Here is a 13,324-nt window from a genome sequence, read left to right as displayed (position 1 = left end):
AACACATCTTTCATTTTTAACAAGATTTAACAACATAAAAACTGATTTTAAAACCACATAAACAAACAACCTATAATAATTATTTAAAATACTACTAACAATGAACCAAAACCTCGCTTTCGCAGACTATGCGGTTTTTATTATTTATTTTATCGTAGTCTCGGTCTACGGTTACACCGTTTATCGTAAACGTAAACAAGACGAACATGATGCTAAAGCTTACTTTTTGGCTGAAGGAAATTTAACTTGGTGGGCAATTGGAGCTTCTCTTATTGCTTCTAATATCTCTGCCGAGCAGTTCATCGGAATGAGCGGTGAAGGTTTCTTCTTAGGAATTGCTGTTGCTGCTTACGAATGGCTTGCTGCTGTTGCTCTTATTATTGTGGCTGTATGGTTTATTCCTGTTTATCTTAAAAACAAGATTTACACAATGCCACAATTCCTAAAAACACGTTATAATGAGTCTACTGCACTTATCATGGCAGTATTCTGGCTGTTTTTATATGTTTTTGTAAACTTAACTTCTATTTTATATTTAGGTGCAGTTGCGATTAATGGTCTTGCGGGAGGTCAGTATCTTCACGCTATCATGATTGGTTTGGCCGTTTTTGCTTTGTTTATTTCTCTTGGAGGAATGAAAGTTGTGGCTTACACAGACGTTATTCAGGTTGCAGTTTTAATCATAGGAGGTTTAGTAACTTCTTATATTGCTTTAACAACAGTTGGTCAATATTTTGGTGTTGGCGAAAATGCAATTGCAGGTTTTAAAGTTTTAATGAAAGAAGCGCCTGAGCATTTCAAAATGATTATTCCGAAACCAACTGCAACTTCTTCTCAGTTAGAAATCGATAAATATTTAACTTTCCCTGGATTATTATCTTACGCTGCTGGTATCTGGATCATCAACTTGAACTATTGGGGATGTAACCAATATATTACACAAAGAGCACTTGGAGCAGATTTACAAACAGCTCGTACAGGAATTTTATTCGCTGGTATGTTAAAATTATTAATGCCACTTATCGTAATGCTTCCTGGTATTGCTGCTTACGTTTTATACACAAACGGACATTTGCCTCAATTAGTTGGAGGAAAAGATGGAGCTTATTCTGCTGTATTAACATTCCTTCCAACTGGATTAAAAGGACTTTCTGTCGCTGCCTTAACAGCTGCGATCGTAGCATCTTTAGCTGGAAAAGTAAACAGTATTTCTACAATCTATACATTAGATGTTCATAAAAAATACATTCAAAAAGAAGCTGGTGAAAAACAGCAGGTAAACATTGGGCGTATTGCCGTTTTTGTTGCAATGCTTTTAGCTGTTTTATTTACTTGGAATGACATCTTAGGAATTGGTGGTGTTGGAGGATTTACATACATCCAAAAATACACTGGATTCATTAGCCCTGGAGTTTTTGCCATGTTCTTCTTAGGTATGTTCTGGAAAAGAACTACTGGAACAGCAGCAATCGTTGGTGTAATATTAGGATTCTTATTATCTGTTTTATTCAACGAATATGCTCCAGCTTTATTTGGAAACGACACACTTTTATACACAGCTTACGCTAACGGAAAAGGAGCTTTCGAAATTCCGTTCCACATCTGTATGGGATTATCATTCTTATTCACAATGATTGCTATGATCTTGATAAGTTTCGCTGGTCCAAAAGTAAACCCTAAAGCATTCGAGACAGAACCTGGAATGTTCAAAGTACAGCCACAGACAACAGTATTAATTGTAATTACGTTACTGATTATTGTTGCGCTTTATGTTAAGTTCTGGTAATAAATTATCAGTTCAATTCTCTCTTTTTACAGCTGTTGTTTGTCATGAACAACAGCTGTAAATTTTTTAAATTATATCGTTGAATAAAAAATATAGCCACAGATTAAAAGGATTAAAAAGATTTAAATTTCTGTGAGAGTAAAATGTTGCCACAAATTGCACTAATTTCCACTAATTTATTTTTCATAGTTATTTTAAAATTGGCGTAATTCGTGTAATTCGTGGCAAAAAAACACAATGAAGAGAAAAAGAATCATTTTAATCCTTTTAATCTGTGGCAAAAAAACTGAATTACAAATTATAATATATTAATACCATGCAGTTATCATTAACCCAAAAAATCATTATCGTTACGGGAGGCGCAAAGGGAATCGGTTTAGGAATCGTTAAGGTTTTAGCCGAAGAAAATGCCATTCCGTTTATCGTTGGACGTAACGAAAATGACAACATCAAAGCCGTAGAAGAATTAAAAGCCATTGGAAAAGAAGCGCATCAAGTTGCCGCCGATTTGACAAAACCTGAAGACTGCAAAAAAGCCGTTGAAGCCGTAATCGCAAAATTCGGTCGCATTGACGGTTTAGTAAACAATGCCGGCGTTAATGACGGTGTTGGATTAGAAAACGGAAATTATGAAGATTTCGCTGCTTCTCTTCACAAAAACTTAGTGCACTATTATTTAATGGCACATCACGCACTTCCATATTTGAAAGAATCGAAAGGAGCAATTGTAAACATTGGTTCAAAAACTGCCGAAACGGGTCAAGGCGGAACCTCAGCTTATGCCGCTTCAAACGGCGGAAGAAATGCTTTAACCAGAGAATGGGCTGTTGAATTATTAAAATACAGCATTCGTGTAAACGCCGTAATTGTAGCTGAATGCTATACTCCGCTTTACGAAACGTGGATCAATACTTTTGAAAATAAAGAAGAAAAGTTAGCTGCAATTACCAAAAATATTCCGCTAGAAAACAGAATGACAACTGCTGAAGAAATCGCAAATATGGTGGTTTTCTTATTGTCTGAAAAATCAAGCCATACTACAGGACAGATTATTTATGTTGATGGTGGTTATACCCATTTAGATAGATCTATTTAAAAAAAGCATCCGTTCTATTTGTCATTCTGAGGAACGAAGAATCACACAAGAAACTCCACATGCAAAGTCGCCAATCTTTGTAGAATAACTTGTGTGATTCTTCGTTCCTCAGAATGACAATATTGCGAAAAATTGATTGAGAAATCTTTATCTCTATTTTTTATTCCAAATTACACCAATCATATTTAGAAAATTAATTCGTGAGAATTAGTGTAATTCGTGGCAACTTATTTATTTCTCACGCAGATTTGGCAGATCAAGCAGATTTGTATAAAAATCCTTTTTAATCTTTAATCCCGATAGCTATCGGGAGTGGCAAAACTAACCTTCGCATTATTTTTAAAATCAGAAGGCGTAATTCCTTTAACCTTTTTAAAGAGTTTATTAAAGTTTGAGGCTGTTTTATAACCGCATTCATACGCAATCTCAGACATGCTTTTGTCGGTTTCCAACAACAATTTACAGGCATTCGAGATTCGGATTTCATGCAGATAATCTACAAAATTTTTCTTTGTTTTAACTCGAAACATTCTACAAAAAGAAGTCCGCGTCATATTCGCGACAGCGGCAATTTCTTCTAACGAAATATTCTTTTTATAATTCTTATTTACATATTGAAAAACCTCTGAAAGACGATCCACTTTAGAATCTTTCTGCATCAGAGAATAAATCTCATCATTAATGTAAATCGTATCCTGACTTTCAGAAAGAATAGATAAAATCTCAAAAAGCCCGACAATAACTTCGAAGTCTTTTTTAGAAACTAATTTCTCCAGTTTTTTGGCAATTTGTTTATTGGTTTTTCCGATAATCGAAATTCCCTTTCCGGCCTGAAAAAAAAGTTCGTTGATTTTTTGGGTTTCTTTTAATTCGTAAAATGTCGGTCCAAAAATATCTTTATGAAAATATACAACAATCGAATTAGCTCTTAAATCTTCAATTCCCTGATAATATTTTTCATCATTTAACCAAACATGTGGAATATCAGAACCTAAAAAAACCATATCGCCAGGTGCAAAGGGCATTACCGAATTTCCGATAATTCGTTTGCCAAAACTCTCTTTTACATACACCAATTCTAATTCTGGATGCGAATGAAATGGCGCTTGAAAAAAAGGTTCAATACGATTGAGCACAGAAACTTTAGTATTGAGATAAGACGCTATTTTGGTTTGTTCCAATTTCATACTGCAAAGATAATTAAAGATTAGATACGGATAATATTAGACTATTAATCAATATATAAAAAGGCTAATTTTATTTTTCGTTAACTGCCCGAATTCTAGGTAAAATCAAAGGATTAAATTGTTTTAAAACGAAAGCAGCGACATCAAAAAAAGAAAAAAACAAACAACACAATGTTAGAGAATACAACAAAAAAACTGGTTGTAAAACTACATCCAGACGATAATGTATTGGTTGCCTTAACCGATCTTCAGAAAGGCGATTCGATTCATTTTGAAAATGAAACTTACGTTTTACAAGACCTCATCAAAGCCAAACACAAATTCTACATGCAGGACATGAAGCAGGGAGAAGAAGTAAACATGTACGGTGTTTTGGTTGGAAAAGTGCAAAACGATGTGACAAAGGGAAGTCTAATGACAACCGAAAACCTTAAACACGCGGCAGATCCTTACGCTTATAGAAATGCTTCTTACGAATGGAATGCACCCGATGTTTCAAAATTCGAAAATAGAACTTTTAAAGGTTACAAAAGAAAAGACGGACGCGTTGGAACGGCAAATTATTGGCTTTTTATCCCGACTGTTTTTTGTGAAAACAGAAATTTAGACGTCATCAAAGAAGCTTTACACAAGCAATTGGGTTATGCTGTAACGGACAAATACAACCAATTTACACACGAATTATTGGAAGGTTATTTGAACGGAAATGACATTAATGATATCAATATTGAATTAAATCCAACGCCAAAAAACAAACGTGTTTTTGAAAATGTAGATGGAATTAAATTCTTAAATCATCAAGGAGGTTGCGGCGGAACACGTCAAGATGCTTCTACTTTGAGTGCTTTATTGGCTTCTTATGCCAATCATCCAAATGTGGGCGGAATCACGCTTTTGAGTTTAGGATGCCAGCATTTACAAGTTCAGGATTTTGTAAATGATGTAAAAAGACAAAATCCAGAGTTTGACAAACCGTTGTTTATTTTTGAGCAACAACAAACAGAAAGCGAAGAAGTTTTGATTACCAATGCCATCAAAAAGACTTTTGAAGGTTTAATTGAAATCAACAAATACGAAAGAACAGATGCACCTTTGAGCGATTTATGCATTGGCGTAAAATGTGGCGGAAGCGATGGTTTCAGCGGTGTTTCTGCAAATCCTGCTGTGGGTTATACTTCTGATTTGGTCGTAGCTTTAGGCGGAAAAATTCTTTTGGCTGAATTCCCAGAATTATGTGGTGCAGAACAAAATTTAATCGACCGATGTGTTACAGAAGAAAAAGCTAAAAAGTTCATAGATTTAATGGAATCTTATGATGAATTGGCGCATAAAGTGGGTTCTGGTTTTCATATGAATCCTTCTCCTGGAAATATTAAAGACGGATTAATTACAGATGCCATCAAAAGTGCTGGAGCAGCAAAAAAAGGTGGAACTTCTCCTGTTGTTGATGTTTTAGATTATACTGAATTGGTAACAAAACCAGGCTTAAGTTTGGTTTGTACTCCAGGAAATGACGTTGAAGCAACGACTGGAAAAGCAGCTTCGGGAGCAACTTTAATTTTGTTTACAACTGGATTGGGAACTCCGACAGGAAACCCAGTTTGTCCCGTAATTAAAGTGGCAACAAACTCTGTTCTAGCAACAAGAATGAAAGATATTATCGATATTGACTGTGGACCAATCATTAGCGGTGAAAAATCTATTGAGGAAATGGGCGAGGAAATTTTAGAATATTGCATCAAAGCAGCAAGCGGCGAAATTATTCCGAAAGCGGTTCAATTAAACCAAGACGATTTTATTCCGTGGAAACGCGGCGTATCTTTGTAAAAGACTATTAAAAACAACTCATAAAAATTTATATCAAATGTTTTCATTACAAAATAAAAAAGCAATTATCACTGGCGGAGGAAGCGGAATCGGAAGAGCGATTTCGGTTTTATTTGCGAAACAAGGAGCTGAAGTTCATATTTTAGAATTGACGGAAGAAAGCGCAAAAGAAACAGTAGAAGAAATTAAATCAGCTGGCGGAAATGTTTTTGCTCACGCTTGCGATGTTTCGAACCACGAACAAGTAAAATCGACTTTTGAAAAAATCGGAAATATCAATATTCTGGTAAACAACGCTGGAATTGCTCACGTTGGAAAAGTAGACACGACTTCAGAATCTGATTTTGACCGAATTATGAATGTAAACGTAAAAGGAGTTTACAACTGTCTTCACGCTTCAATTCCCGCACTAAGAAATTCTGGTGGAGGTGTAATTTTGAACTTAGCCTCAATTGCTTGCTGGGTTGGAATTCCTGATCGTTTTGCTTATTCTACAGCAAAAGGAGCTGTTATGGCAATGACTTTATCGGTTGCAAAAGATTATTTGAATGATAAAATCAGATGTAATTCTATATCTCCTGCTAGAGTTCACACGCCTTTCGTAGACGGATTTATTGCTAAAAATTACCCAGGAAAAGAAGAAGAAATTTTCGAAAAACTATCACAATCACAGCCAATCGGCCGTATGGGAAAACCAGATGAAATCGCAACTTTAGCTTTATTCCTGTGCTGTGACGAGTCTTCTTTCATCACAGGTTCAGATTACCCAATTGATGGTGGATTTATTAAATTAAACAACTAAAATATTTAAACAAAATTATAGCCACAAATTACACAAATTTCCACAAATTTTAATTCGAGAAAATTCGTGTAATTCGTGGCAAAAAAAATAAAAAATTAAAATATGAAACTTATTAGATTCGGAGAAGAAGGAAAGGAAAAACCAGGTGTTTTACTAAATGAAAAAAGATACGATGTTTCGTCTATTGTAACAGATTACAACGAAGCTTTTTTTGAAAATGACGGTTTAGCGAAATTAGAAGAAGCTTTAAAAAACAATCCATCTTTACCAGAAGTAAGCGATTCAGTACGTTTAGGTTCGCCTGTTGCGCGTCCTTCAAAAATTATCTGCATCGGATTAAATTATGTAGATCACTGTGAAGAAACTGGCGCTGCAATTCCAGAAGAACCAATTATTTTCTTCAAATCAACCACTTCTTTATGTGGACCAAACGATAATTTGATCATTCCAAAAAACAGCGAAAAAACAGATTGGGAAGTTGAATTGGCTTTTGTTGTAGGTAAAAAAGCAAGCTACGTTTCTGAAGAAGATGCACCAAACTATATCGCTGGATATTGCCTCTTGAATGATTATAGCGAAAGAGCATTCCAAATCGAGCGCGGCGGACAATGGGCAAAAGGAAAAGGTTCTGACACCTTTGCTCCTCTTGGTCCAATTATGGCAACTCCAGACGAAGTTGGCGATGTAAATAATCTTAAAATGTGGCTTACGGTAAACGGAAAAACGTTCCAAAACAGTAATACATCAAACTTGATTTTTAAAATTCCATTTTTAGTACATTACTTAAGTCAGTTTATGACCTTGCTTCCTGGCGATGTAATCAGTACAGGAACGCCTCCGGGAGTTGGATTAGGAATTAAACCAGATCCGATTTACATTAAAGCAGGTGACGTAATCGAATTAGGAATTGAAGGTTTAGGCACAAGTAAACAAACTGCTGTAGCTTACCAAGGATAAATTTAGATTATGGCAACTCAAAAATTCTATCTGGCATTAGACTTAAAAGATGACGCCAATTTAATTGCAGAATATAAAGAACTGCATGAAAATGTCTGGCCCGAAATTAAAAAAAGCATTAAAGATTCTGGAATTGAGGTTCTAGACATTTACTGCACCGGAAACCGATTGTTCATGATCATCGAAGCCGATGCAGATTTTACTTTCGAAAAGAAAGATCAAGCCGACGCAGCAAACGAAAAAGTTCAGGAATGGGAAACCTTAATGTGGAAATTTCAACAAGCTTTACCTTGGGCAAAACCAGGACAAAAATGGATTGTAATGGATAAGATTTTTGGATTGTAAAATTTATATTCAATAAAGTATAAAAGACTGTCAATTATGGCAGTCTTTTTTTTGTCTAAAATTGATATTGAAAAGACTATTCTTAACCTCTTTTTTATCTTCAAAATATATTGAAGTTTAAAAATAAATCGGTTTTTTCTTATAAAACACTTCATGTCAGCGTGTTACGAATTTTCATACTTTTTCTATTAAATATATTTTTTTGCAAGAAAAAACATATATTTGATTCTAACTATTTTACCAGCCTAATGCTTTATATTCCAGAACCTTCACTTGAAGATTATTTAACGTACAAGATTAAAAAAGGAGATACTCTACTTAGTGTTGCTCAAGATTTTGGAGTTGAACCTTACCTTCTCAGAAGCTATCATAACCGATTTGCTTTATCCATAAAAGACTTAATCGAAGCAGATTTTCCTCATCATCTCGAATATCTTATTTTGGAACCTCAAAAGGCTACACTTTCTGATGAAGAAAAAGAACAAAATCGAACAAAAATCACCACTTCGGGTTCATTTACACTTTCTCTTGATAATTCTCATATCAATAATTCATACGCTGTTCTCTACTCTATTGAAAAAGGGCAAAATGTATATCATATAAAACAAGAAATCAATGTAAAATGGAGAGCCAAAAATGAAGATGGCTATTCTTTTTTTGAAGTAGACCGAATTGGGCATCTTTATATAAATGACACACGAACCTCAACAATGGCACACGAAATTGCAGAAAAAGCTTCTGCAGCCTTATATCCTTTATTGGTGGTGGTTGATGAAACTGGAAAATGGGTTTACATTAACAACTATAATCAAATTGAAGAACGCTGGATCGAAACCAAAAAACAGATTCGAAAATATTACAAAGGGGAGCTAGTCGAAAAATACATTTCTATTTATGACCGAAATTTAGAAGACAGTGATTCCTTATATATATCACTTTCAAAAGACTGGTTTCTTAATGCTTTTTTCAATGAAATTCATATTAAATATCCTGCTTCTTTAAGTATTAAAAAAGAACAGGAATTTCCATTTATGGCTAAAAGCGACAATCTTAATTTTAAGGTTGAGCAAAAAGTAGATGAATACTTGGACATCGATAACTTTTTGGTGATTGATATTAACGGGAAGTTAAATGATCAGCGAACCAAGACTGATCTTGAAAAAGAATTAGCACTGTCCGCAAAAGAATATTCAGAAGAAAAAGCAACTGGAAATTACAGAGCAAAATATTTTCTAAATCCGCAAAATCATATGCCTGAAGTAGTTTTTATAAGCTGTGATCTAGCATTAGAAACACCTCAAAAATTTTCGGTCACCATATCCAACAAAGACGATCAAAAAGAAATGAGCACAAAACCCAAAGCAGAATTATTTGTTGAAGAGGTGGAACCTAAAAAGAAGTGGTGGCAATTTTAAAAATCAAATTATGAGCGAACAACATTTTGTAGTACAAGGCGCCACTTGCAAATGCAAGTTTAGCGAAGACCCTTCTAAAACAGATAAGATTAAAGTCAAATCGCAAAGCAAACATTTTGGAAATGATAAAGAAGGTTCAGAAAAGCTTTTGGCTACCTCGAAAGAAATTGGTCAGACCTTAGAAAAAAACACCTTTGGCAAATGCAAAAAACAACCCGTAGGAAACAGTTTTATGGTTTGCCAAGCCACAATCACCAAATGGAGTGGGTTTTATGAAAAAGTAACTCTTAGTAATGAGGGCAAAATATTATTGGAAAACAGTAAGGCAACCTGCCCAATGGGAGCGCCCGATTGTATCGAAATTACAGATCACGGACAAACCGCAGAACCTGGCGAACAGAATTTTAAAAATACCGAACCTATGGTACACAATCTGATAAACCCAATGGTTGATGTGAGAGATATGTATACAAAGGAAGCGAAGCATGAGGGAATAAAATTCAACTAATTATTGTAAAATGGCAAAAGGTGTTAAAAAAATAAAATGGACAGGAAAAGGCAAAGTTATAGCCAGTAAGTCTATTCCCAATAAAAAAGTGACTATTGATGCAAATCAGGTTGTTTCTTTTGAAGTAGAATCTTGGTATAATGAAACAACTGAAGAAGAAAAGAAAAAGAACTTAACTTGGATCTTGCAGGATCGAAAAAAGCAAACCATTATTATTCAAAAAGTACAGGCTGCAAACGTGCCCAAAGAAATTAATATCCCTAAAGAGTTATGTGGACCTTTTCAATATTATCTTGAAGCAAGTCTGGGAGGCAAAAGAGATTTTCATAATGAAACCGGCCTCTATATAAGTGGATATGCTCCAGCAAAATTAATCAGTAGTAAATGGTCACAAGTTTATGATGGAAAAGACATTCGTAAAACTTATTTTTTTTCTTATGGCGAAAAAGTTTACTTAAATCTAAAAACCGAAGGTCTAAATGGTCACCAAAATTTACAAATCTTTATTTTTAGACATCTTAATTTTCAAACAGATCCAGCGGTTTTTAAGTATACAAATGTCCTAGTAATTGATGGCGAAATAAATTTAGAAATAACGAGCTCTTTTACTTGGTATACCGCAATTAAGGACATAAAACAAACCGAAGAATTTTATATAAAAATTTATGACCCTGTTGCTAAGGTTTATATTACGGACGAAAAAGGTTTAACAGATCATGCTACATTTTTAAGAATTAACAAAAAAATTGTTTCTAAAGAAATAAAACCTCCAACAAACTTATCTCCATTAAAAACTGGAGAACCAGATAAAAATGAAGCTAGATTTGAACTTTGTAAGTTTGAAACCATTTCTATAACAGAGCCTAAGGCGACTACCAAATTGTTTCATAACGGTCAAAATTTAAGCAAAGTAACAAACCCAAAAACACAAATTTCAAAAACCATTTTATTCGAATTTGAAAAATATGAAATTACCGCAGAAGCCAAAACAGTTCTAAACAATGTTTTACAATATCTACTGCAATCACATTATTCAACAATTAAAATTGATGGCCACGCATGTGTTATTGGTAAGGAACAGTATAATCAAAAACTATCCCAGCAACGAAGCGATGCAGTAAAAAAATTTTTTGTTGATGGCGGTCTGGATTCACGTCGTATTATTTCTATAGGTCGTGGCGAAGTAAACCCAACTGATGATAAAAAAGGAAGAGATAACATAAAATACAAAAATGAAAAAGAATATATAGAAAATCGCCGTGTCGACATTTCGTTTGATTCTCTAGGTCATGATGCCCAAACTATAGTGTATGAAACTATTGCGCCAAGCCATAGCCAAAATATTACTATTGACGTTACCGAATATCAAAATAAAGCCTGTTTTAGAGAACTAGGAAAACACAAAAAAAACATCAAGATTAGTTCTCCCGAATATAGCAAAGCAATAGATAAGGTAGCAGATAAATTAGATTTTCCTGTAAAATCAGATTTATCATGGATGAATCCTGCTCCATTACAATATATATGGCCAAGATATAACATAACGCATGTTTTAAATGCTGAAAAAAGTATGGATTCAGCAAACAACTATTTTATTGATGTTCATTCTTGTAGATACTATTCAAATGATGCTAATCATACTATACAGATAAAAGCTTACCCAGACATAAAATGGGCATTTGAGTTTTTCTTAAACCTTACTAATGATTTAAGTGTCAAATGGCAGAATAAAAATGAATTTGATGTAAAGGAATTACAAAAAAAATCTGGCAAAATAGGTGCTGAAAGAAGATGGAAGCAAAAAGATGCTTCAATTGGTTTTAGCTTAAAAGCCAAATGGGATAACGAAAAACAAAGTAAGGAATTAAAAGCTGAGTACGAGACAAAATTCAAAAAAGCTTACGATATATTTGCCTCAATAGGCGCATTAGCTGATGGTGTTACAAATAAAACCAAGGGAACCTTCAGCGACACTGTATCTAAAAGTATTCCAGCAAGTTTTATTGTAAAACCACCTAATCTATCTTTTACTGGAGATTGGTTTTTAGCACATCCTCAAGATAGCAAAACTATAATTGGAACAGATGTAACTATTGGTTTACGTGCCAAACCTCTTATTGGATTGGAAGTGACAATTGATTTATTGGGAGCGGCAATTATTACAGCAGCTGGTATCATTAGTGGTGGTACAGCTATTAAAGGAGTTGCGGATTTATACAATTTAATTCAAGGTCAACTAAAAAAAGGTATTAAAGCAGGTGATGAAAAAAATGGATTGAGTGCAAGTGTTGATATTTACATGGACCTGATAATTACAAGCACAATTACTATAAATACTGATATTAAATTCAATACAGCAGGAAAAGCAAAAGATTCAAAATTAAAATTAGAAAGCGAAGCCAAACTAAAAGTAGAGCTTAAAGTAGGTGTAAAAGTAAAAGGAGAAGCAGCAATAGTCATTATTAAAGTCAAAGCATATTTTGAGGCTTCTGCAAGTGCAGAAGCTTCTGTAACTTATGCTCACACTTTTAATTACGATGACAAAGGATTATATTATAGACCAAAGCTTGGATTTGATGGAATGGATGCCAAATATGTGGTTAAAATTAGTATGAGTCTTGCAATGAAAATTGCAAAGGATAAAAAAGCTGTTGAAGAAACTAAAGAAGGAGATTATACAATTGCCGAGGGGGATTTCCCTAGTGTAATTCCACCATTTGATGTGATTAAAGAATTAGAAGAATTATTTGGTATAAATGCCAATATCCCATTAATTAAAAATTAAAAAAAATGAAAAAATTACTATTATTATTTACCGCTAGTTTAATGATTACATCATGCAATTCTCAAACAGATTTAGAAACACTGAAACTTAATGAAGCTATTTTAAAAATTATAAAAAACACAAAAGAAATAGAAAAAGACCAAGATGTAATCTATGGACTTAAATCATATAGAACAGATAATTTGCAAGATTTCAAATTTGGCAATGTTTCTTTTTCTAAATATGTTATGCCAAATGCTTATAATGCAGATTATAATGACTTATACCTTCACGTAGATGATTATGAAAAAAATAATTTTATAGGTTTTACTATAGAACTAGTAAACAAAGAAGAAGGTGAAAAATTATTTCTTTATTTAAAACAAAAATATGGTAATCCTGAATTTCGTCAACCACGAGAGGGATATAAGTATCAAAAGGGTGAGGGTAATTATATTTGGGACAATAATAACCTGAATTACTGGATTTTATTGTCGCAAACCCCTAGATTAAAAAAAGATCATAGTACTTTTATTTATAGTAGATGTGTCTTAATTAAAAAGGGAACTCGTGTAGAAAACTCAACAGACAATACAGTATTTACTGTTTTGGACAGTTTTAAAATGAGTAATTAAAA

Annotated in this window: 11 protein-coding genes; 10 read left to right on the top strand and 1 reads right to left on the bottom strand. The window is 33.7% G+C overall.

The features are described from left to right. Positions 1-100 precede the first annotated feature (100 nt). Together DMA14_RS03140 and DMA14_RS03135 are read left to right on the top strand one after the other, a co-directional pair. The gene (locus DMA14_RS03140; protein WP_111423061.1) at positions 101-1,786 is read left to right on the top strand and encodes a sodium/sugar symporter; all 1,686 of its coding nucleotides are present in this window, start codon (positions 101-103) and stop codon (positions 1,784-1,786) included. 316 nt (positions 1,787-2,102) lie between these two features. Continuing rightward, positions 2,103-2,882 carry an L-fucose dehydrogenase gene (locus DMA14_RS03135; protein ID WP_111423059.1) on the top strand — a complete coding sequence of 260 codons (780 nt, stop codon included), beginning with the start codon at positions 2,103-2,105 and terminating at the stop codon, positions 2,880-2,882. Between the two features lie 290 nt (positions 2,883-3,172). On the opposite strand, the gene DMA14_RS03130 is transcribed toward DMA14_RS03135, so the two are convergent. Next, entirely contained in the window at positions 3,173-4,069 is an 897-nt protein-coding gene (locus DMA14_RS03130) for an AraC family transcriptional regulator (RefSeq protein WP_111423057.1), read from the bottom strand. A 171-nt stretch (positions 4,070-4,240) separates the two neighbouring features. Here DMA14_RS03130 and DMA14_RS03125 point away from each other — a divergent pair, with 171 nt between their 5' ends. From DMA14_RS03125 to DMA14_RS03090, 8 genes are all read left to right on the top strand, one after another. After that, positions 4,241-5,896 carry a UxaA family hydrolase gene (locus tag DMA14_RS03125; RefSeq protein ID WP_111423055.1) on the top strand — a complete coding sequence of 552 codons (1,656 nt, stop codon included), beginning with the start codon at positions 4,241-4,243 and terminating at the stop codon, positions 5,894-5,896. 37 nt (positions 5,897-5,933) lie between these two features. After that, positions 5,934-6,698 (top strand): SDR family NAD(P)-dependent oxidoreductase, encoded by a 765-nt coding sequence (locus DMA14_RS03120; RefSeq protein WP_111423054.1) that lies wholly within the window; start codon positions 5,934-5,936, stop codon positions 6,696-6,698. A 102-nt stretch (positions 6,699-6,800) separates the two neighbouring features. Further along, positions 6,801-7,655 (top strand): fumarylacetoacetate hydrolase family protein, encoded by an 855-nt coding sequence (locus DMA14_RS03115; protein ID WP_111423052.1) that lies wholly within the window; start codon positions 6,801-6,803, stop codon positions 7,653-7,655. Positions 7,656-7,664: 9 nt separating this feature from the next. Beyond that, entirely contained in the window at positions 7,665-8,000 is a 336-nt protein-coding gene (locus DMA14_RS03110) for an L-rhamnose mutarotase (RefSeq protein WP_111423050.1), read from the top strand. 248 nt (positions 8,001-8,248) lie between these two features. Continuing rightward, positions 8,249-9,415, top strand: coding sequence for a hypothetical protein (locus tag DMA14_RS03105; RefSeq protein WP_111423049.1), 1,167 nt, complete (start codon positions 8,249-8,251; stop codon positions 9,413-9,415). Positions 9,416-9,425: 10 nt separating this feature from the next. After that, positions 9,426-9,923, top strand: a complete 498-nt coding sequence (locus tag DMA14_RS03100) for a DUF4280 domain-containing protein (RefSeq protein WP_111423048.1) — start codon at positions 9,426-9,428, stop codon at positions 9,921-9,923. A gap of 10 nt (positions 9,924-9,933) precedes the next feature. Next, positions 9,934-12,708, top strand: coding sequence for an OmpA family protein (locus DMA14_RS03095; protein ID WP_111423046.1), 2,775 nt, complete (start codon positions 9,934-9,936; stop codon positions 12,706-12,708). 5 nt (positions 12,709-12,713) lie between these two features. Then, the gene (locus DMA14_RS03090) at positions 12,714-13,322 is read left to right on the top strand and encodes a hypothetical protein (protein WP_157957655.1); all 609 of its coding nucleotides are present in this window, start codon (positions 12,714-12,716) and stop codon (positions 13,320-13,322) included. Positions 13,323-13,324: the final 2 nt, after the last annotated feature.

Origin of the sequence: Flavobacterium sharifuzzamanii (genome assembly GCF_003254585.1) — a bacterium.
In the GTDB taxonomy this organism is placed as follows: Bacteria; Bacteroidota; Bacteroidia; order Flavobacteriales; family Flavobacteriaceae; genus Flavobacterium; species Flavobacterium sharifuzzamanii.
Note: the sequence above shows the minus strand (reverse complement) of the source record. Positions and strands in the feature narration are given on the sequence as shown.

Bases quoted from the DNA above. Each gene is read 5' to 3' on its own strand.
- DMA14_RS03105 (WP_111423049.1), top strand. From the start codon at position 8,249: ATGCTTTATATTCCAGAACCTTCACTTGAAGATTATTTAACGTACAAG.
- DMA14_RS03130 (WP_111423057.1), bottom strand. From the start codon at position 4,069: ATGAAATTGGAACAAACCAAAATAGCGTCTTATCTCAATACTAAAGTT.
- DMA14_RS03110 (WP_111423050.1), top strand. From the start codon at position 7,665: ATGGCAACTCAAAAATTCTATCTGGCATTAGACTTAAAAGATGACGCC.
- DMA14_RS03090 (WP_157957655.1), top strand. From the start codon at position 12,714: ATGAAAAAATTACTATTATTATTTACCGCTAGTTTAATGATTACATCA.
- DMA14_RS03115 (WP_111423052.1), top strand. From the start codon at position 6,801: ATGAAACTTATTAGATTCGGAGAAGAAGGAAAGGAAAAACCAGGTGTT.
- DMA14_RS03095 (WP_111423046.1), top strand. From the start codon at position 9,934: ATGGCAAAAGGTGTTAAAAAAATAAAATGGACAGGAAAAGGCAAAGTT.
- DMA14_RS03100 (WP_111423048.1), top strand. From the start codon at position 9,426: ATGAGCGAACAACATTTTGTAGTACAAGGCGCCACTTGCAAATGCAAG.
- DMA14_RS03125 (WP_111423055.1), top strand. From the start codon at position 4,241: ATGTTAGAGAATACAACAAAAAAACTGGTTGTAAAACTACATCCAGAC.
- DMA14_RS03135 (WP_111423059.1), top strand. From the start codon at position 2,103: ATGCAGTTATCATTAACCCAAAAAATCATTATCGTTACGGGAGGCGCA.
- DMA14_RS03140 (WP_111423061.1), top strand. From the start codon at position 101: ATGAACCAAAACCTCGCTTTCGCAGACTATGCGGTTTTTATTATTTAT.
- DMA14_RS03120 (WP_111423054.1), top strand. From the start codon at position 5,934: ATGTTTTCATTACAAAATAAAAAAGCAATTATCACTGGCGGAGGAAGC.